At 31.2% G+C, this 21,001-nt stretch carries 26 protein-coding genes; all 26 read left to right on the top strand.

The features are described 5' to 3' along the window. The first annotated feature begins 14 nt into the window (after positions 1–14). The 26 genes from GVY01_RS05495 (at position 15) to GVY01_RS05370 (ending at position 20,947) form a co-directional block, all read left to right on the top strand. Positions 15–275 (top strand): IreB family regulatory phosphoprotein, encoded by a 261-nt coding sequence (locus GVY01_RS05495; RefSeq protein ID WP_017637080.1) that lies wholly within the window; start codon positions 15–17, stop codon positions 273–275. A gap of 5 nt (positions 276–280) precedes the next feature. Beyond that, the gene (gene ruvX, locus GVY01_RS05490; RefSeq protein WP_046466759.1) at positions 281–706 is read left to right on the top strand and encodes a Holliday junction resolvase RuvX; all 426 of its coding nucleotides are present in this window, start codon (positions 281–283) and stop codon (positions 704–706) included. Between the two features lie 16 nt (positions 707–722). After that, entirely contained in the window at positions 723–1,031 is a 309-nt protein-coding gene (locus tag GVY01_RS05485; protein ID WP_017637082.1) for a DUF1292 domain-containing protein, read from the top strand. A 328-nt stretch (positions 1,032–1,359) separates the two neighbouring features. After that, entirely contained in the window at positions 1,360–1,995 is a 636-nt protein-coding gene (locus GVY01_RS05480) for an O-methyltransferase (protein ID WP_017637083.1), read from the top strand. Between the two features lie 2 nt (positions 1,996–1,997). Continuing rightward, entirely contained in the window at positions 1,998–2,921 is a 924-nt protein-coding gene (locus tag GVY01_RS05475) for a peptidase U32 family protein (protein ID WP_017637084.1), read from the top strand. An 11-nt stretch (positions 2,922–2,932) separates the two neighbouring features. After that, a complete protein-coding gene (locus tag GVY01_RS05470; RefSeq protein ID WP_017637085.1) occupies positions 2,933–4,201 on the top strand; it encodes a peptidase U32 family protein in 1,269 nt (422 codons plus the stop codon). Beyond that, positions 4,201–4,824 (top strand): uridine kinase, encoded by a 624-nt coding sequence (udk, locus tag GVY01_RS05465; RefSeq protein WP_017637086.1) that lies wholly within the window; start codon positions 4,201–4,203, stop codon positions 4,822–4,824. The genes GVY01_RS05470 and udk overlap by 1 nt, the downstream gene beginning before the upstream one ends. Positions 4,825–4,851: 27 nt before the next feature. Beyond that, entirely contained in the window at positions 4,852–5,328 is a 477-nt protein-coding gene (greA, locus tag GVY01_RS05460) for a transcription elongation factor GreA (RefSeq protein ID WP_017637087.1), read from the top strand. Positions 5,329–6,053: 725 nt separating this feature from the next. Next, on the top strand, positions 6,054–6,785 hold the full coding sequence (pxpB, locus tag GVY01_RS05455; RefSeq protein ID WP_017637088.1) for a 5-oxoprolinase subunit PxpB: 732 nt from the start codon (positions 6,054–6,056) through the stop codon (positions 6,783–6,785). Beyond that, positions 6,775–7,779: a biotin-dependent carboxyltransferase family protein gene (locus tag GVY01_RS05450; RefSeq protein WP_017637089.1), complete on the top strand. Its 1,005-nt coding sequence runs from the start codon at positions 6,775–6,777 to the stop codon at positions 7,777–7,779. Before pxpB ends, GVY01_RS05450 begins: the two co-directional genes overlap by 11 nt. Before the next feature lie 3 nt (positions 7,780–7,782). Then, on the top strand, positions 7,783–8,232 hold the full coding sequence (locus GVY01_RS05445) for an acetyl-CoA carboxylase biotin carboxyl carrier protein (RefSeq protein WP_029055716.1): 450 nt from the start codon (positions 7,783–7,785) through the stop codon (positions 8,230–8,232). 14 nt (positions 8,233–8,246) lie between these two features. Beyond that, positions 8,247–9,608: an acetyl-CoA carboxylase biotin carboxylase subunit gene (locus GVY01_RS05440; RefSeq protein WP_017637091.1), complete on the top strand. Its 1,362-nt coding sequence runs from the start codon at positions 8,247–8,249 to the stop codon at positions 9,606–9,608. Further along, entirely contained in the window at positions 9,608–10,360 is a 753-nt protein-coding gene (pxpA, locus tag GVY01_RS05435) for a 5-oxoprolinase subunit PxpA (RefSeq protein WP_017637092.1), read from the top strand. Before GVY01_RS05440 ends, pxpA begins: the two co-directional genes overlap by 1 nt. An 11-nt stretch (positions 10,361–10,371) precedes the next feature. Next, positions 10,372–11,607, top strand: coding sequence for an NRAMP family divalent metal transporter (locus GVY01_RS05430; protein WP_070453901.1), 1,236 nt, complete (start codon positions 10,372–10,374; stop codon positions 11,605–11,607). Between the two features lie 197 nt (positions 11,608–11,804). After that, on the top strand, positions 11,805–12,491 hold the full coding sequence (locus GVY01_RS05425; RefSeq protein ID WP_017637094.1) for a 5'-methylthioadenosine/adenosylhomocysteine nucleosidase: 687 nt from the start codon (positions 11,805–11,807) through the stop codon (positions 12,489–12,491). 24 nt (positions 12,492–12,515) lie between these two features. Continuing rightward, positions 12,516–13,043, top strand: a complete 528-nt coding sequence (locus GVY01_RS05420; RefSeq protein WP_017637095.1) for a YqeG family HAD IIIA-type phosphatase — start codon at positions 12,516–12,518, stop codon at positions 13,041–13,043. Next, on the top strand, positions 13,044–14,144 hold the full coding sequence (gene yqeH / locus GVY01_RS05415; protein WP_017637096.1) for a ribosome biogenesis GTPase YqeH: 1,101 nt from the start codon (positions 13,044–13,046) through the stop codon (positions 14,142–14,144). A 12-nt stretch (positions 14,145–14,156) separates the two neighbouring features. Further along, on the top strand, positions 14,157–14,963 hold the full coding sequence (aroE, locus tag GVY01_RS05410) for a shikimate dehydrogenase (RefSeq protein ID WP_017637097.1): 807 nt from the start codon (positions 14,157–14,159) through the stop codon (positions 14,961–14,963). 2 nt (positions 14,964–14,965) lie between these two features. After that, positions 14,966–15,256: a ribosome assembly RNA-binding protein YhbY gene (gene yhbY, locus GVY01_RS05405; protein WP_017637098.1), complete on the top strand. Its 291-nt coding sequence runs from the start codon at positions 14,966–14,968 to the stop codon at positions 15,254–15,256. Further along, positions 15,256–15,828, top strand: coding sequence for a nicotinate-nucleotide adenylyltransferase (locus GVY01_RS05400; protein WP_017637099.1), 573 nt, complete (start codon positions 15,256–15,258; stop codon positions 15,826–15,828). Before yhbY ends, GVY01_RS05400 begins: the two co-directional genes overlap by 1 nt. Then, positions 15,818–16,402 carry a bis(5'-nucleosyl)-tetraphosphatase (symmetrical) YqeK gene (gene yqeK / locus GVY01_RS05395; protein ID WP_017637100.1) on the top strand — a complete coding sequence of 195 codons (585 nt, stop codon included), beginning with the start codon at positions 15,818–15,820 and terminating at the stop codon, positions 16,400–16,402. Before GVY01_RS05400 ends, yqeK begins: the two co-directional genes overlap by 11 nt. After that, complete coding sequence (rsfS, locus tag GVY01_RS05390) at positions 16,403–16,756, top strand: ribosome silencing factor (RefSeq protein WP_159333669.1); 354 nt, start codon at positions 16,403–16,405, stop codon at positions 16,754–16,756. 2 nt (positions 16,757–16,758) lie between these two features. Then, the gene (locus GVY01_RS05385) at positions 16,759–17,478 is read left to right on the top strand and encodes a class I SAM-dependent DNA methyltransferase (RefSeq protein WP_017637102.1); all 720 of its coding nucleotides are present in this window, start codon (positions 16,759–16,761) and stop codon (positions 17,476–17,478) included. A gap of 53 nt (positions 17,479–17,531) precedes the next feature. After that, positions 17,532–18,209 carry a helix-hairpin-helix domain-containing protein gene (locus GVY01_RS05380; protein ID WP_159333668.1) on the top strand — a complete coding sequence of 226 codons (678 nt, stop codon included), beginning with the start codon at positions 17,532–17,534 and terminating at the stop codon, positions 18,207–18,209. 84 nt (positions 18,210–18,293) lie between these two features. Then, on the top strand, positions 18,294–18,755 hold the full coding sequence (locus GVY01_RS05375) for a ComE operon protein 2 (protein WP_017637104.1): 462 nt from the start codon (positions 18,294–18,296) through the stop codon (positions 18,753–18,755). A gap of 167 nt (positions 18,756–18,922) precedes the next feature. Then, complete coding sequence (locus tag GVY01_RS05370) at positions 18,923–20,947, top strand: DNA internalization-related competence protein ComEC/Rec2 (RefSeq protein WP_236549865.1); 2,025 nt, start codon at positions 18,923–18,925, stop codon at positions 20,945–20,947. The last annotated feature ends 54 nt before the right edge of the window (positions 20,948–21,001 follow it).

The raw sequence follows: 21,001 nt of genomic DNA, 5'->3' as shown, positions 1-21,001 counted from the left end.
GAAGGAGTGACGAAATGGAAAACTTTGATAAAACAATGAAATTTAAATATGAAGATATTCCAGAAGAAGATGTCAAATCAGTATTAGAGAATGTCCACCGAACACTAGAAGAACGCGGATACAATGCAGTAAATCAAATCGTAGGATATTTATTATCAGGTGATCCTGCTTACATTCCACGTCAAAATGAAGCTAGAAATCAAATTCGTCACATTGATAGAGATGTGATTATGGAAGAACTCGTATCTAATTATTTAGCTGAGTCTAAAGAATAGTATCAATGTTAAAGCATAAAATACTTGGTTTAGACGTAGGTAGTAAAACAGTAGGAATAGCGATTAGTGATTTAATGGGTTGGACTGCTCAAGGTTTAGACACACTCCATATCGATGAACAAAATAATGAATTAGGCATCGAACAATTAGTTGAAATCATCAAGAAAAATGATGTCGGTACAGTTGTAATCGGTTTGCCCAAAAACATGAACAATTCTATTGGATTTCGTGGAGAGGCTTCGTTACAATACAAAGAGAAACTTCAAGAAGCATTACCATCTATTGAGATTGTCATGTGGGATGAAAGACTTAGCACGATGGCAGCTGAAAAGTCATTACTAGAAGCAGATGTTTCAAGACAAAAAAGAAAAAAAGTAATAGATAAAATGGCAGCCGTATTTATATTACAAGGCTACCTAGACTCTATTTAATAAAAGGAGAAATAAAATGACTGAACATAATCACGATGCAGAATTAAAAATTAACAATGAAGAAGAATTATTGACATTATATGATGAAGATGGAAATGAAGTTCTTTATCGTAAAATGCTTGAATTCTATCATCCTGAATTCAAAAAAGAATATGTAGTACTTGCTGAAGAAGGCGCACAATCTGATGAAGACGACATGATTGAATTAGTACCAATGATAAATGAACCTGATGAATCAGGTGACGGTGGTAAATTAGTCCCAATCGAAACAGATGAAGAATGGGATATGATTGAAGAAGTAGTTAATACTGAAATTGATGAATAATCTTAGAATAAATATTTAAATTTTACTCCTTATGTAACGATATCTATTGAATATCTGACATAAGGAGTTTTTCTATATATGATTTGTTCAAAGTTTGTTTACATACATGCTTATCATTTAGATTTATACTTATATTCACAAAGAATTTATGGTAAAATATTTGGAGTTAAATATTTTATATATCGTTATGTAACATAACGTTTAAAATACTTGTACGTAGTTACAATCAGTCAAAGCCATTGGTTACTTTACTAATCAATATTGTGACTGATTTATTTTATTGCCTTTTTAAATTGTAGTTATTTTACACAAAGGAAGTCGTTGTATAATGGATAATAATGAAAGTTATATTCTCAATTTACATAAAACTAATGATAATGACATTGAACTTTTAAGAGAATATGCAAATACAAATCAAGTGCCGATCGTGGATCGTAATACACTAGAAATAATCAAACAAATTATACGTATTCATCAAACTAAACGGATTATAGAAATTGGTACGGCTATAGGATACAGTTCAATGCAATTTGCTTCAGTGTCTAAAGATATACATGTAACTACAATAGAAAGAGACCCAGAAATGATAGACCAAGCGAAACATAATATCACTTCTAATCAATTTACTAATCAAATTGAGTTAATTGAAGGTGATGCATTAGAACAATTTGATAAAGTTAAATCTCAAACGTTTGACATGTTATTTATTGATGCTGCGAAAGCACAATCGAAGAAATTTTTTGAACTATATACGCCTTTACTTAAAAAGGGTGGCATTGTTGTGACAGATAACGTTTTATATCATGGTTTTGTCTCAAATATCGATATAGTTCGTTCACGTAACGTACGTCAAATGGTTAAAAAAGTACAACAATTTAATGAATGGTTAATGCAAAATGAACAATATACAACTAACTTTTTAAATATGGACGATGGTTTAGCAATATCTATTAAAGGAGAATGACTATGACAGAATTACTAGTTACTCCTAAGTCAATAACACATATGGAAACACTAATAGAAATAGGTGCAGATGCATTTGTTATTGGTGAGCAAAAATTTGGTTTACGACTTCCAGGAGAATTTAATCGAGAAGACATGGAAAAAGCAGTAACATTAGCCCATGAGAATGATAAGAAAGTGTATGCTGCAGTTAATGGTTTGTTTCATAATTATCATTTAGCAGCAGTAGAAGATTATATTCAATTTTTACATCAAATTGGTGTGGATAGAATTATTTTTGGTGACCCAGCTGTTGTGATGTATGTTAAACAACAAAATAATCCTATTCCATTACATTGGGATGCAGAAACACTTGTTACTAACTATTTTCAGTGTAACTATTGGGGACAAAAAGGTGCTACAAGAGCAGTATTAGCGAGAGAATTAAGTCTGGAAGAAATTATAAATATAAAAGAATATGCTGACGTGGAAATAGAAGTTCAAGTTCATGGCATGACATGTATGTTTCAATCTAAAAGAATGTTATTAGGCAACTATTATACATTCCAAGATAGACAAATGAAAATTCAACGTAATGAAAATCAAAATGATTTATTATTATATGATGAAGAACGCGAAAATAAATATCCTGTTTTTGAAGATTATAATGGTACACATATTATGTCACCAAATGATATGTGCCTTATAGAAGAATTAGAACCGTTTTTTGAAGCAGGTATTGATTCATTTAAAATTGACGGCATATTACAGACAGAAGAATATATCAATGTTGTTACACAACAATACAGAGAAGCAATAGATTTATATAATGAAGATCCTGAAACTTATGAAGATGAAAAATTTATGCTTGTAGATCCTATCGAAGACATTCAACCAGAACATCGACCATTTGATGAAGGTTTCTTATTTAAGCATACGGTATATTAGGAGGCTGAATCATGAAGACATTAGAAGAAGTTAAACAAACTTCAAATACTAAAATGAAGAAGCCAGAATTACTTGCTCCAGCTGGTAACTTAGAAAAGTTAAAAATTGCTGTACATTATGGCGCAGATGCAGTTTTTTTAGGCGGACAAGAATATGGTTTAAGATCAAATGCTGATAACTTCACAATGGAAGAAATTGCTGAAGGTGTTGAGTTTGCAAACCGTTATGGTGCAAAAATTTATGTTACGACTAATATTATTGCGCATGACGATAATATGGAAGGGTTAGACGATTATCTTATTAATCTTGAAGCGACAGGTGCAACAGGTATTATTGTTGCTGACCCCCTTATTATTGAAACTTGCAAAAAGGTAGCACCAAAATTAGAAATTCATTTATCCACACAACAATCTTTATCTAATTATAAAGCAGTTGAATTTTGGAAAGAAGAAGGATTAGATCGTGTAGTTCTAGCTCGAGAAACAGGAGCTATGGAAATGAAAGAAATGAAAGAAAAAGTTGATATTGAAATAGAAGCCTTCATTCATGGTGCTATGTGTATTGCTTACTCTGGTAGATGTACATTAAGTAACCACATGACAGCACGTGATTCCAATAGAGGTGGCTGTTGTCAAAGTTGTCGTTGGGATTATGATTTACTACAAGTAGATGAAGATGGTGAACTTGATTTATTTTATGAAGATGGACAAATCGTCCCATTTGCAATGAGTCCGAAAGACTTAAAATTAATCGAATCAATCCCACAAATGATGGATTTAGGTATTGATTCGTTAAAAATAGAAGGCAGAATGAAATCAATTCATTATATAGCTACTGTTGTGTCAGTATATCGTAAAGTAATTGATGCATATGCTGAAGACCCAGACAATTTTAAAATTCAACCTGAATGGTTAATGGAATTAGATAAATGTGCTAATAGAGATACAGCACCAGCATTCTTTGAAGGTACTCCAGGATATGAGGAACAAATGTTTGGAGAACAACAATCGAAAAAGTCTCCTTATGATTTTTGTGGCTTAGTTTTAGATTATGATCAGGATACAAAAATTGCTACAATTCAACAAAGAAATCACTTTAAACCTGGACAAGAAATTGAATTTTTTGGTCCGGAAATTGAAAGTTTTAAACAAGTTGTTGATACCATTTATGATGAAGAAGGTAATGAGCTTGATGCTGCGCGCCATCCATTACAAATTGTACAAATTAAAGTTGATCGTCCAATCTATGCAAACAACTTGATGAGAAAGGAAATCGGTTAATGACACAAACGACGATTATAGGAATTGCTGGAGGCTCTGGCTCTGGTAAAACGACAGTCACAAATGAAATTATGAAAAATCTTGAAGGTCATAGTATTGCATTATTAGCGCAAGACTATTATTATAAAGACCAATCACATTTAACTTTTGAAGAACGTTTGGAGACAAACTATGATCATCCATTTGCATTTGATAACGATTTGTTAATTCAAAATCTAAGAGATTTACGAAATGGCAAAGCAGTTAAAGTACCAACATACGATTATGCTAATCATACAAGAAGCGATCAAACGATTGCATTTGAACCGAAAGATGTTATCATCGTAGAAGGTATCTTCGCTTTAGAGAATAAAACGTTACGTGATATGATGGATGTTAAAATATATGTCGACACTGATGCAGACTTAAGAATTTTACGTCGTCTTAAAAGAGACACTCATGAGCGAGGACGTTCTATGGATTCGGTTATCAATCAATACTTAAATGTGGTGCGACCTATGCACGTGCAATTTATTGAACCAACTAAGAAACATGCTGACATCATCATCCCAGAAGGTGGTAGTAACAAAGTAGCCATAGATATTATGACTACTAAGATTCAATCTTTAGTTAGTAAACAATAGTATTTAAAAGTAAAGGAAGATGACATAATGGAAAATCAAAAACAATATCCAATGACTCAAGAAGGGTACGAAAAATTAGAGCAAGAATTAGAAGAATTAAAAACAGTTAAAAGACCTGAAGTAGTTGAAAAAATTAAAGTTGCACGTTCTTTCGGCGATTTATCTGAGAACTCAGAGTATGATGCAGCTAAAGATGAACAAGGTTTTATTGAACAAGATATCCAACGTATTGAACATATGATTAGAAACGCTTTAATCATTGAAGATACAGGCGATAATAATACAGTACAAATTGGTAAAACTGTTACGTTTATCGAACTACCAGGAGACGAAGAAGAAAGTTACCAAATCGTAGGTTCAGCTGAAGCGGATGCATTTAAAGGTAAAATCTCAAACGAATCACCAATGGCGTCAGCATTAATTGGTAAAGAATTAGACGATGAAGTTCGTGTACCACTACCAAACGGTGGAGAAATCAACGTTAAAATTGTAGATATAAAATAATTAACTATTCTAAAAATAGTCGCAACAGCCTGGGACAAAAATCAGTGTCTCAGGCTACAATTATATATAGGCAGTAGTTGACTGATAAAGTAATTCTTTTTTCTTTAGAAATTAGAATTACTTATGCATGAGTGTTAACTCATGTAATCCTTAGTGGAACACATTAGCTAAAGCTAGTGTGTAAGTATCACTAAACTATTAAAATAGTAGTGACACTTTATTTTTCAAATCTAGTCAACCTTGCCGGGGTGGGACAACGATAAAGAAATACTTTTTCTTTAGAAATTAGTATTTCTTACGCATGAGTTCAACTCATGTGTTCCATTAATGTACACCTTAGCTAAAGCTAATGTGTAAGTACTACTAACCTAATAAAATTAGGAGTAGTGCTTTATATTTCTGTCCCACTCCCTTGCGATTTTTTGGAATGTTTAATATTTAAGTGAGACATTTGAAAAATCTTTTAATTTAATGCAATCATTTTAATAAGGAAAACTTATTTGGTGATAACGATTACAGTGACAAATTAAAATTATTATGATTAAATATAATAAAGAATTTTTTGAATAGTTAGTAATTATTATTAGTAAATGTAAATCTTAGAATGAATTGAGAAATTGGTTATTACTAATAATTAGAATAATTTATTAAACAATCACGCAAATAAAATGATACAATAATATAGCACAACAAACTAGTCCTATAAAAGGGGAGGAATTGGTAAGTTGGAAACTAGATTGATAAATGAACAATCTTTAATGATTTATTTTGATAATGAAATTACTAAAGATACATATAATAAAGTAAATAAATTAGTTCAATATATTAAGGAACAAAATCATAAAGAAATCATAGATATAGTACCTTCATATAGAGCTATTTTGATTTCGTTTGATAACACAAGTATTGATGGCACTAAATTAATTGAAAATTTAGAACTTAATCAATTTAATGACTCAGAATCAAATCAATTACAACAACGAAAAGTAGTAACAATACCCGTAGTTTATGGTGAAGAATTTGGACCTGATTTGGAAGAAGTTGCCTCTAGTAATCAATTAACAACTGACGAAGTAATCCAGATACATACACAACAACCCTACTTAATATATATGTTAGGTTTTATGCCAGGATTTCCATACTTAGGTGGTCTAGACGAACGTATACATACACCTCGTCGTTCAGAGCCAAGAGTAAAAATTGAAGCAGGATCAGTTGGTATTGCGAATAACCAAACTGGTTTATATCCTTTAGATTCACCAGGTGGTTGGCAAATTATTGGACGTACGCCGCTAAAAGTATTTGATTTAGATAGAGAGCCAATGACAATCTATGAAGCTGGTGACTATATTCAATTTAAAGCGATTACACAAGATGAATTTGAACAAATTCAAGCAGATATTAATGCTGGAAATTTTGAATTAGATAAGTGGGTGACTTACGACAATGAGTATTAAAATTATAAAGCCAGGCTTGTTCACAACCGTTCAAGATGAAGGAAGAAAAGGCTATATGAATTTAGGTTTTTCGGAAGCTGGCGCACTTGATAAATTTAGCTATTTGATTGCTAAGCATCTAATCGGTAATGAAGGCCCTTCACTTGAATATACAATTGTAGGCCCATCTATACAATTTTTAAGTGATAATTCATTTACCATTACTGGTGGACAGTTTAATGCAAAATTAAACGGGAACCCTATACAGACACAAGTCATCTATGAAGTTCATCAAGGTGATATTTTGGAAATCGGTAATGCTATTAAAGGCGCTCGAGGTTACATTACATTTGGTCAACCATTGGATATACCAAAAGTTGCAAATAGTTATGCAACGCATACTAGAAGTAAAATGGGTGGCTTTAAAGGTCGTGCATTAAAGAAAGATGATGTCATAGATACAGTATCATTACCTAAATATAAGAAATATGTAGGTCAAGCTGCAGAAATAAATTTAAACTATGAAGACAATGTGATTCATATTGTCAAAGGGCCACAAATTGAAGCTTTTTCAGAAGAGGCTAAAGCAAAATTAGTTGAAAATGAATTTATTATCTCAGATATGTCAGATAGAATGGGATTTCGCTTAAAAGGTGAAAGTATCCCACCCGAAGAATCTGCAGATATTATTTCTGAACCAGTAGCCTTAGGCAGTATCCAAGTTCCAAATGATGGAAACCCTATTGTATTATTAAATGATAAACAAACTGTTGGGGGCTATACAAAAATTGCAACAGTAACACAACTAGGATTAAATAAATTAGTTCAATTACAACCAGGAGAAGCTGTGCAATTTAAATGGATATCAATTGAAGATGCTATAAATGAATCTGCAACATTTAACGAGCAATTTGAAGACGAATTATCAAATATACAAAAACAACCGCTATACGAACTATCTATGTTAAGACAAACATCAAAAAAATTAGCGAATCTACTTAAAGGAGATATTTAATCAATGAATACTAAAAAAATAGAAGAAATCATTAAACTAGTCAAAGCTAATGATGTGAAAAAATTTAAATATAAAGATTTTGAAAGTGAAATTGAATTAGATTTTACAGAAGGACAAGTATTAGCACAGCCTACCAATGTACCTCAAGCTCAAAATGGTGCGACATCAAATGGTGTAAATCAACAAGATTCTCAAAAAACTGATGTTCAATCTGAAGAAAATGCGATCAAATCACCAATGGTCGGAACATTCTTTTTACAAGATAGTAAAGAATTAACAGAACCTCAAATTAAAGTCGGCGATAAAGTAGAAAAAGGCGATGTTATTGGTTACATTGAAGCTATGAAAGTAATGAATGAAGTTACTAGTGATATTGCTGGTGAAGTAGCTGAAATTGTTGTCGATCATGGAACTAATGTTGAATATGACCAAGTTTTAGTAACGTTGAAGTAAGGGGGTACAAGTAAATGTATCGATGTTTAATTGCAAACAGAGGGGAAATTGCTGTTAGAATTATTCGTGCCTGTAGAGAGATGGGCATTGAAACTGTAGCAGTATATGCTAAAGGAGATGAAGATAGCTTACATGTAGGATTAGCTGATCAAGCAGTTTGTATTGGTGAAGCAAATCCACTAGATAGTTATTTAAATATTCCTAGAATCATAGGTGCTGCAGAGGTAACTGGTGCGAATGCTATTCATCCGGGATATGGATTTTTATCTGAGTCAACAACATTCGCTAAAGCTGTAGAAGATAATAATATCAATTTTATCGGACCTAATAAAACAACTATGGAAATGATGGGAGATAAAATTACAGCTAGACAAACTGTTGATGGTGCTGGAGTTCCTGTTATACCTGGTTCAACAGATGAAGTTAAAACTGTAGAAGAAATAAAAACACTGGCAGAAGACATTGGTTATCCTGTTGTTTTAAAAGCTGCAAGTGGTGGCGGTGGTAAAGGAATACGTATTGTTAAAGAACCTGACCATCTTGAAAAAGCGTTAAAAGAAGCTAAAAGTGAAGGACAAAAATACTTTAATGATGACCGAGTATATGTAGAAGCCTTTATTCCTGTTGCTAAACATGTTGAGGTTCAAATTATTGGAGATGGAAAAGATAATTTTGTTCATTTAGGAGAACGTGATTGTTCAGTACAAAGAAAAAATCAAAAATTAATTGAAGAATCTCCATGTGCTGCACTAACTGAGGAAAGACGCCAACGTATTTGTGATGATGCAGTTAAAGTTGCTCAAGCTTCAAATTACAGAAGTGCAGGTACGATTGAGTTTTTAGTTACTGAAGATGCACATTATTTCATTGAAATGAATGCAAGAATTCAAGTAGAACATACTGTTACAGAAATGCGTGCTGACAGAGATTTATTACTTGCACAACTTTATCTACTACAACATGATGAGCTTCCTTTTAAACAAGAAGACATTAAGTTTAATGGTCATGTAATTGAGGCAAGAATCAATGCTGAAAATCCTGAAAAGCATTTCCAACCAACACCAGGTAAAGTAAATGCATTACACTTACCACAAGGTTTTAACGTTAGAGTAGATTCGCTTCTATATCCAGGATATAAAGTATCTCCTTATTATGATTCTTTAGTAGCAAAAGTAATTGTAAAAGGTGCAGATAGAGCTAGCGCAATTCAAAAGTTAAAAGTAACTTTAGATGAAATGGTTATCGATGGTTTTACAACAACAGCAGATTTCCTTTATGCAGTATTAAACTATCCTGCATATTCAGATGGAGACGCAAAAGATGTTGATATTAAATTCCTTGAAAAACATCAAATAAGTAAAGGAGTGGAATTATAATGCAAATTGATTTAAATTGCGATTTAGGCGAAGCATTTGGTAATTATTCTTTTGGTGGAGATAAAGATATTCTTCCTCTAATTACATCAGCAAACATTGCTTGTGGTTTTCATGCTGGTGATGCGAATGTAATGAATGAAACAATTCAATTAGCTAAAAAAAATAACATTGGTATAGGTGCACATCCTGGTTTACCTGATTTACAAGGTTTTGGTAGACGTAAATTAGATATGACACCTGATGAAATATATAACATTGTAGTATACCAATTAGGCGCATTAAATGGCTTTTGTCAAATACACGACGTTAAAATGAATCATGTTAAGCCTCATGGAGCATTGTACCAAATGGGTGCTAAAGATGAAGCTATAGCAAATGCTATTGCTAAAGCAGTTTATGATTTTGACTCAAGTCTTGTATTTGTTGGTTTAGCTAATACATTACTTATTTCAGAAGCAGAAAAAGTTGGATTAAAGACAGCTTCAGAAGTATTTGCTGATCGTCGATACGAAGATGATGGTCAACTTGTAAGTCGTAAAGAAGCGGATGCAGTGATTACTGATTCTGAAGAAGCATTGGAACAAGTTGTAAAAATGGTAACTGAGAATAAAGTCATTTCAAAAAATAATAAGGAAATCACTCTTCAAGCAGACACAATATGTGTTCATGGAGATGGCGCACATGCGCTTGAATTCGTAACAAAAATAAGAGAAAAATTAACGAAAGAAGGCATTGATATCCAAACTTTATAGGGGGTTTTTAGATGGGAGAAAAACTATCATCAAATCATAATGGGAAAGCTCAATTTACTAGAAATCATAAAAGGTTGTTATTAGGGTCTGTATTTTTGATGGCTACATCAGCTATCGGTCCAGCATTTTTAACACAAACAGCAGTATTTACTGCACAATTTTATGCTAGTTTTGCATTTGCTATTCTCATTTCTATAATTATTGATATTGGAGCTCAAATAAATATTTGGCGTGTACTTGTTGTAACTGGTTTAAGAGGCCAAGAAGTATCTAATAAAATACTGCCTGGTCTTGGAACAGTTGTCTCGATTTTAATTGCATTTGGGGGCTTAGCATTTAATATAGGTAATATAGCCGGAGCAGGTCTTGGACTAAATGCGATGTTTGGTTTAGATGTAAAATGGGGTGCTGCGATAACGGCTATTTTTGCTATCTTAATATTTGTTAGTAAAAGTGGTCAAAAAATTATGGATGTTGTGTCTATGATTTTAGGAGTTGTTATGATTCTTGTTGTAGCCTATGTCATGGTAGTGTCCAATCCACCTTATGGTGATGCACTAGTACATACATTTGCTCCTGAACATCCAATTAAGTTGATTTTACCAATTATCACACTTGTAGGTGGTACTGTTGGTGGTTACATAACTTTTGCTGGTGCCCATAGAATTTTAGATTCTGGCATAAAAGGTAAAGACTTTTTGCCGTTTGTGAATCATTCAGCTATTGCAGGTATTTTAACTACTGGTGTGATGCGTACCTTACTATTCTTGGCAGTTTTAGGTGTTGTTGTAACTGGTGTTACATTAAGTTCTGAGAATCCACCAGCTTCAGTGTTCGAACATGCGATTGGACCAATTGGTAAGAACATTTTTGGACTCGTTATTTTTGCAGCAGCAATGTCCTCTGTTATTGGATCAGCTTATACAAGCGCAACGTTCTTAAAGACAATGCATAAATCTTTGTTCAATAAAAATAATTTAATCGTTATTTCATTTATCGTTATTTCAACTTTAATCTTCTTGTTTATTGGTAAACCAGTTAGCTTATTAATCATAGCAGGCGTTATAAACGGTTGGATTTTACCGATTACATTAAGTGTAATTTTAATAGCGAGTAGAAAGAAATCGATTGTTGGTGATTATAAACACCCTACTTGGATGTTAGTGTTCGGAATTATTGCAGTATTAGTAACTATCTTAACTGGCATCTTCTCATTGCAAGATTTAGCTAGTTTGTGGAAAGGCTAAGATTGTAATATTAAATTAAGATAATAAATATGCGTTAATATTATTCATTTAGTTAATAAATGTGTAGTATTAACGCTTTTTTTTATAACTTAAAACATACGATTATATATTAGTTAAATACTAACCTATTGTCGTTGAAAGCTATAAAATGTGATAGAATAACAAATGCTAGTATAATAAGATAAGGTGGGACAATAATGATAGGTATTATTGGTGCAATGGAAGAAGAAGTTGCCATTTTAAAAGATAAATTAGTGAATTTAAGCGAAATTAATGTAGCGCATGTTAAATTCTATAAAGGTGAACTTAATCAAAAAGAAGTAGTCATTACTCAAAGTGGTATTGGTAAAGTTAATGCAGCTATTTCTACAACATTACTAATCGAAAAATTCAATCCAAAATACATCCTAAATACAGGTTCAGCCGGAGCACTAGATGAAAACTTATCTATAGGAGACGTATTAATCAGTGATAATGTAGCTTACCATGATGCAGATGCTACAGCATTTGGCTATGCATTGGGTCAAATCCCACAAATGCCAGAAAAATATGAAGCAAATCAAAATTTAATAAATGAAACAAGTGAAGTTGTAAAACAACAAAATTTAAATGCTAAAGTTGGGCTTATTGTAAGTGGTGATAGTTTCATAGGAAGTGCAGAACAAAGAAAAACGATAAAAACTCAATTTAGCGACGCAATGGCTGTTGAAATGGAAGCAACTGCTATCGCTCAAACATGTTATCAATTTAAAGTTCCATTCATCATTACGAGAGCTGTCTCTGATTTAGCTAATGGCGAAGCAGATATGACATTCGAGGAATTTTTAGGAAAAGCAGCTGTTTCATCTAGTGAAATGGTAGAATTATTAGTCGGAAAATTATAATTAAAGAGTAAAGGTGACAATTCAATGGGTATTATTAAACATTATTTTATGCCTAATGCATATGTAAAGTCAGTATTCGAAATCAATGTTGATAAATTGGCTGAAACTGGTGTAAAAGGTATTATCACAGATTTAGATAACACACTAGTAGGTTGGGATGTTGTCGCGCCAACTGAACAAATTAAACAATGGTTTAAAGAAGCAAGAGAAAAAGGCATACAAATCACAATTGTGTCAAACAACAATGAACAACGTGTAGGTGAATTTTCAAAAGATTTGAATGTAGATTTTATTTGTAAAGCTCGAAAACCGATGGGTAAAGCATTTAAAAAAGCGATTAAACAAATGAACATCAAACCTAGTGAAACAGTGGTAGTCGGTGACCAAATGTTAACAGATGTTTTTGGTGGTAATCGTAATGGTTTATATACGATTATGGTTGTACCTGTTAAACGTACTGACGGGTTTATTACCAAGTTTAATCGCTTAATTGAAAGAAGATTATTAAATCACTTCAGGAAAAAAGGTTATATTAAATGGGAGGAAAATTGATTGAGTGATGAATTGAAATGTATAGGTTGCGGTGCACCATTGCAATCAGAAGATAAAAACGCACCAGGTTATGTACCGGAGCATAATATGTTTAGAGAAGATGTCATTTGTAGAAGATGTTTTCGATTAAAAAATTATAATGAAGTACAAGATGTAGGACTTGATAGCGAAGATTTTTTAAATTTACTTTCTGGATTATCAGATAAAAGCGGTATCGTTGTTAATGTCGTAGATGTATTTGATTTTGAAGGTTCATTTATCAATGCAGTTAAACGCATTGTTGGTAATAAAAAAGTTATTTTAGTAGCTAACAAGATGGACTTACTTCCAAAACAAATTAACAAACGTCGTGTAAAAGAATGGTTGAAACGTTCTGCTAAGAAATACGGTCTTGAGTCTGAAGACGTTGTACTCATTTCAGCTGAAAAAGGACAGGGTATTGAAGAGCTATTATATTCAATCAATAAACATCGTCAACAGGAAGATGTCTATATTGTAGGTACAACTAACGTAGGTAAATCAACATTAATTAATAAATTGATAGAGCTTAGTGTAGGTGAAAAAGATGTTGTCACAACGTCTAGATTCCCAGGAACTACATTAGATATGATAGATATTCCATTAGATGAAAAATCATTTATGTTTGATACACCTGGTATTATTCAATCACATCAAATGACTCACTTTGTCACAGAAAAAGAATTAAAATTAATTATACCTAAAAAGGAAATCAAACAAAGAGTATATCAACTAAATGAAGGACAAACGTTATTCTTTGGTGGTTTAGCTCGAATTGATTATGTTTCAGGTGGAAAAAGACCATTGATATGTTTCTTTTCAAATGAATTAAATATTCATAGAACTAAAACAGAAAAAGCCAATGATTTATGGAAAAATCATATTGGAGATTTGTTAACACCACCTCATGATCCAAATCGATTTAATATGAGTGAAATGAAAGCTGTTCGATTAGAAACAGGCAAAGATAAACGAGACGTAATGATTTCTGGACTAGGATTTATTACAATTGATGCTGGTGCAAAAGTTATAGTTAGAGTACCTAAAAATGTAGATGTCATTTTAAGAAATTCGATATTATAAGGAGGGATAAACGTGAAATTTGCAGTAATTGGTCATCCAATTTCACACTCTTTATCACCACTTATGCATACTGATAATTTTGCATCTTTGGGTTTGGATTATACTTATGAAGCAATTGATATACCTGAAGATCAATTTCATAACATTAAAGAAATAATTAAAGAAAGAAAATTAGATGGATTTAATGTTACGATCCCACATAAAGAACGTATTATTCCATATTTAGATGAAATAGATTCACAATCTACAACTGTTGGTGCTGTTAATACTGTAATGATACGTGACGGTAAATGGATTGGATACAATACAGATGGGATAGGTTATGTTACTGGGTTACGTCAAGTTTATAATGATTTAGAAAATGCATATATATTAATTTTAGGCGCTGGTGGAGCTAGTAAGGGTATAGCAAATGAATTAACTAAATTTGTTCAACCGAAATTAACGATTGCTAACCGTTCGAAGAAACGATTTGAGTCATGGCATTTAAATGTTAATCAGATAACTCTAGAACAGGCTGAATCTCACTTAGATGAGTTCGATATTATTATTAATACAACACCTGCTGGTATGGATAATAATCAAGAATTACCCATCAGTCTCAAGAATTTAAACACAGACACCTTAGTAAGTGATATCGTATATATTCCGTATAAAACACCAATTTTACTAGAAGCGGAAAATAAAGGTAATCCGATTTATAATGGATTAGACATGTTTGTATATCAAGGCGCTGAAAGTTTCAAAATATGGACTGGATACCAAGCCGATATTAAAATGATGAAACAATCAGTAATAGATAAATTAAAAGGAGTTTAATTATGTTAACTGGAAAACAAAAAAGATATTTACGTAGTTTAGCACATAATACTGATCCAACCTTCCAAATTGGTAAGGGTGGTATAAATGAAAATATGATTAACCAAATTGACGATACTTTAGAGAATCGCGAATTAATTAAGATACACGTATTACAAAATAATTTTGATGATAAATCAGAACTTGCTACTGCATTAAGTGATGCTACGAATAGTGAAGTTGTTCAAATCATAGGGTCTATGATTGTTTTATACAGAGAATCAAAGGATAATAAAGAAATTACGTTACCATAATGAAAAAGAAAATTATTTTATATGGTGGACAATTTAACCCGATTCATATCGCTCATATGATGGTAGCTAGTGAAGTGTATCATGTCATCAAGCCAGATGAATTTTATTTTTTACCAAGTTATATGTCTCCTTTAAAAGAACATTCTGATTTCCTAGAAGCACCACAACGCATTAAAATGATAGAGTTAGCAATTGCTACTTTAGGTTTTGGTAAAATTAGTGAAGAAGAAATAGAAAGAAAAGGGCAAAGCTATACTTATGATACGTTATCATCATTAATAAAGTCACATCCTAATAGTGAATTCTACTTCATTATAGGCACTGATCAATACGATCAATTAGATAAATGGTACAATATTGATGAATTAAAGAAATTGATTACATTTATAGTGGTTAATAGAGAGAAAGATGTACAGTCTGTTGAAGAAGGTATGATATCTATCACTATTCCTAGAATGGATATTAGTTCTTCAATGATACGTGAACGTGTTAAAGCGAAACAGTCTATTCAAATATTAGTTCCTCAAAGCGTTGAACATTATATTCGAGAGGAAGGATTATATGAAAATTGAAAATGCTATAGAGTTAGTCAAAGAGAAATTGCCAGAAAAGCGATTTAAACATTCACTTAGAGTAGCAGAGACAGCTGTAAAATTAGCAGAAATCTATGATGGCGATAAAGATAAAGCTGAACTAGCTGGTGTACTTCATGATTATTGTAAATATGATGATTTAAGTACTATGTATCAAACAGTGAGACAGTATGATTTAGAATCTGATTTATTGAGTTACGGTGGAGAAATTTTGCATGGACCGGTTTGTTCAGCAATAATGGAAAATGACTTTGATGTCAAAGATGAAGAAGTTTTGTTAGCTATTAAATATCATACAACTGGTCGTCAACAAATGACAAAAACAGAAAAACTAGTATTTATAGCTGACTATATAGAGCCTGGTCGTAAGACTCCAGGAGTTGAAGAAATCAGAGATATGGCATACAATCAAGGTAGCTTAGATAAAACAATTTATGAAATTTCTAAGCGTACAGTACTATTTTTAATTCAAAAAGATATTACAGTTTACGGTGCTACGATTGCTTGTCTAAATTATTATAACTATAGTGATGAAAGAATAAAGGATGATTAAATGAATTCAGACAAATTGTTAAACATTGCTGTTGATGCAGCAGAGAACAAAAAAGCAGAAGATATTATTTCTCTTAATATGCAAGGTATCAGTGATATGACAGATTATTTTGTTCTATGTCATGGTAATAATAATCGTCAAGTTCAGTCAATTGCTAGAGCTGTAAAAGAAGCAGTTCATGAACATGATATCGATGTTAAACGAATGGAAGGTTATCAAGATGCAAGATGGGTTCTAATTGACCTTGCCAATGTAGTTGTTCATATCTTCCATAAAGATGAACGATCTTATTATAATATTGAGAAATTATATCAAGATGCTCCAATCGAATCATACGGACAGGTTGTTTACTAAGTATGTCTCAATATGAAGAAATGAGTTTGGTTTATGATCAACTCACACAAGATCAACCTTATGAATCATGGTTTGATATAGTTCAATTTTATGCTAATCATCATGCCGATATCCTTGATATTGGATGTGGTACAGGTACATTAACATGTATGTTAAATGATTTAGGAAATGTTAGTGGCATGGATATTAGTCCGGATATGCTTTCCATTGCCTCTCAAAAATCTAATCAAATCAATTGGTTAGAAGGAGACATGACGAATTTTCAATTAGATCATCAATTTGATATTGTTACTATTTTTTGTGATTCATTAAACTATTTACCTACATTAGACAATGTTGAAGATACTTTTAAATGTGTTTATAACCATTTGAAAGATAACGGTTTGTTAATATTTGATGTACATACCGTTGCTAAAATGACTACATTATTTAGTGACCAAAGTTATATAGATGAAGCAGAACATTTATTTTTAGGATGGGATGCTCTAAAAGGCGCGGAACCATTAAGCGTTATTCATCAAATGTCATTTTTTATTGAAAGAGAAAATGGTTTATATCAAAGATTTGACGAAGAACATTATCAACGTACATTTGAAAAAGATGTATATACTCAATTATTGGAAAAATGTGGATTAACTTTAGTCAAAACGTTTACAGATTTCAATATGAATCAAGATGATGAACAGGCAGATCGATTATTTTTTGTAGCTCAAAAACATTAAATATAAAGTAAAATCACGCTGACATACGTTAATTAGTATGAAGGGGTGATTTTTTGCTTTCTAAATTAAAACAATTAATAAAGATTTTGACACCGTATCAACTATATATTGGAATTGGAATAGCAATTATTTTTATAGCAGTTTTATCTTATTCTATGAATCATAATGAAGACAAAAGTCAACAAACATATGTTGAATCAAATACAGATAGTTATAGTAATAAAACAGATAAAAAAGAAACTTTATCTAAACGTCATCAAGGCGAAACTAAAGATTCTGATGCAAAAAAGGAAAATAAAGTTATATACGTTGATATAAAGGGGGCAGTAAAGCATCCCAATGTATATAAAATGAACATTTCTGATAGAATCATTGACTTGTTAAAGAAAGCCCAATTAAGTAATAATGCTGATACTAAACAAATTAATTTATCAGAAAAATTAATAGACCAAAAGTTAATTTACATACCTGAAAAGGGAGAAAAGACTTCTCAAAATATACAAGAACAAATTACAAGTAATACGGTTGATAGTACACAATCAACTATTAATTTGAATGTAGCGACAGAAGAGCAATTATTGAAAGTTCCTGGTATAGGTCCTTCTAAAGCCAAAGAAATTATAGATTATAAAAATAAAAATGGTGCTTTTAATAGTATAGAAGATTTAAAAAACATAAAAGGATTTGGACCAAAAACATTTGAAAAATTAAAGGCTTATTTTACTGTGTAATAAGAGTTGCATTTGCATTATGATTTTAAAATGAGTAAGCTATAATTATTATTTTAATTAAGTACGATGGAGGCATAGATCATCATGGAAAGAATAAAATGGGAAGAATATTTTATGGCACAAAGCCACTTATTAGCATTAAGATCAACTTGTCAAAGATTATCGGTTGGCGCGACGATAGTTAAAGACAACCGTATTATTGCAGGCGGTTATAATGGATCCGTAGCTGGTGAAGTACATTGTATTGATGAGGGTTGTTTGATTGAAGATGGCCATTGTATAAGAACTATTCATGCTGAGATGAATGCGTTATTACAATGTGCAAAGCAAGGTGTATCGACTGAAGGTGCAACAATTTATGTCACACATTTCCCATGTCTTAATTGTACAAAATCAATCATTCAAGCAGGAATAAAGACAATTTATTACGCAGAAGATTACCATAATCACGAATATGCAATGAAGTTACTGGATCAATCTGGAATAGAATACAAAAAAATTCCATTTTCACCAGATTATGTTGCAAAGTATTTAACTCAAGGTTAAGTTTATTGTTTTATATTGCAATATCATTTCTAGTAGGGATACTTTGGTTATTTAACAAAGTGCTCTCTACTTTTATACTTTGTCTGCTAATGTTTCTATTAATAAGGAAAAAAGTAATTAAGCAATATCTATTCTTGGTATGTATCTCAGTATTACTTAGTGTTTTAATGTTAAATTTAGCACTTGCTAAACATAAACAAGAAATGCTAAATATTAAGAATAGTAAACATATTAATGAAGCAGTAACTTTTATTAAATTAAACAAAGAAAGTAATATCTATAAAGGACTCCTTGAATGGCATGACCACAATGTAAAGTTTTATTACAGACATCAAGGTGATTATAATCGATTGAATATTGATAATTATAGATGTGCTATAAATGGAGATTTACAGTTATTAAATTCGAATCAGTCTATAATATTTATTAAACAGATAGATTTAAATAGTTGTACACAAAACAAGAAAATTAATCCTATAGCCAAACATCAAAGTTATATTCAGAATCAAATGAGTAAAACAAAAAATGTTTATCACGATAGGTTACTAGCTTTGATTACTGGTGACACATCAACATTAAATCAATCATTTATTGACGATGTTAAAGAAATAGGAATTTATCATTTACTTGCAGTAAGTGGTTCACATGTTGCTGCAATTATTTATTTAGTACATTCCGCTTTTGTGAGATTGAACACACCATATTTATTAATTAAGCTTTTACTTCTACTTATATTACCTCTATATGCTTTTTATACTGATTTTGCTCCTAGCGCAGTTAGATCTATATTAGTCGGCATTATTATACTCATTCTTCCTAGACAGTTTAAAAGCAAACCATTAAATATAATCTCTTTTATTTTTATATTAATGTATTTTATCAATCCACTAATAGTTTTTGATATTGGTTTTCAGTTTAGCTTTTTTATTTCATTCTTCCTTATAATTTCTACACCATTATTAAAGGAACTTACTGGACTAAAATTATTAATGTCAGTGACAATTATAGCTCAATTAGGAGCGTCAGTAATTACTGTCTACTATTTTAATCAAATTCAATGGATAGGATTAGTTTCAAATTTAATTTTCGTTCCTTTATATAGCCTTATTATCTTTCCGCTAGCGATTATATTTTTCTTTCTTAGCCACTTCACAACCCACTTATTAATTTTAAATACAGTAATAAATTATAGTTACCGTATACATGATCTATTTCTTTCTTTATTTCTTTCATTAAAGTACATTAGAATTTTTGTTCCTGAGTTAAACACTTTCGCAATAGTGTTTTTAATAATTTCTGTGTTCATTTCATTATTTTTATTCGTTAAAAGAAATATTTTAACGTCTGTTTCGATAATTTTTCTTAGCATTATAATAATTATATATACATCGAGGCCTTCAGAAACAGAGTTAACAATGTTAGATGTTGGTCAGGGAGACAGCATTTTATTTCATACTGAGTACAATCTAAATATTATGATTAACACTGGTGGAAAACTAACTGACAGTCACACTAAATCTAATAATAATATAACCAAATATAAGATTTTACCAAGTTTAAAAGCCAAGGGGATATCTACAATTGATTATTTAATTATTACACATCCTCATTTAGACCACATGGGTGAATTATCATATTTAAGTAATCATATAAACATCAAAAATATTATTATAGAGCCATCAAGTTATCCTAAAAATGTCCTAAAAAATATTAAAAGTATTTGTCAGTTAAATGGTATCAATTTCATGGATATTAACTTACTCAACTCTTTATCTATTAAAGATGGGAAACTTGAATTTTTAGATACTTATATTCAAGAAAGCGACGATAAAAATGAACACTCAATTGTTACATTATTAAAATATAAAAATAAAACTATTTTACTTACTGGTGATATGACTATTAATAATGAGGAACTACTGTTAAATCGATATCAATTACCTAAAATAGATATTTTGAAAGTTGCGCATCATGGCAGTAAAACAAGTAATTCTGCAAATTTAATACAACACATAACTCCAAAAATAAGTCTTATATCAAGCGGTAAAGGTAATAAATATCATTTGCCAAATCAAGAAGTAATTACACGTTTACGTCAATCTGGAAGTAAAGTTTTAGATACCCAAATAAACGGGGAGATAACTGTTAAACTAGATACAGATTTATCAATATCAACTAAGCAACAAAAATAAATTGGTAGAGGTTAGAGTTTATTACGTGATATAATTTCTTAATGTGAACTATAT

Origin of the sequence: Staphylococcus sp. 8AQ (genome assembly GCF_902506595.1) — a bacterium.
Classification (GTDB): domain Bacteria; phylum Bacillota; class Bacilli; order Staphylococcales; family Staphylococcaceae; genus Staphylococcus; species Staphylococcus pasteuri.
The sequence above is the reverse complement of the archived record's forward strand: the minus strand, read 5'-3'. Positions and strand labels throughout refer to the sequence as shown.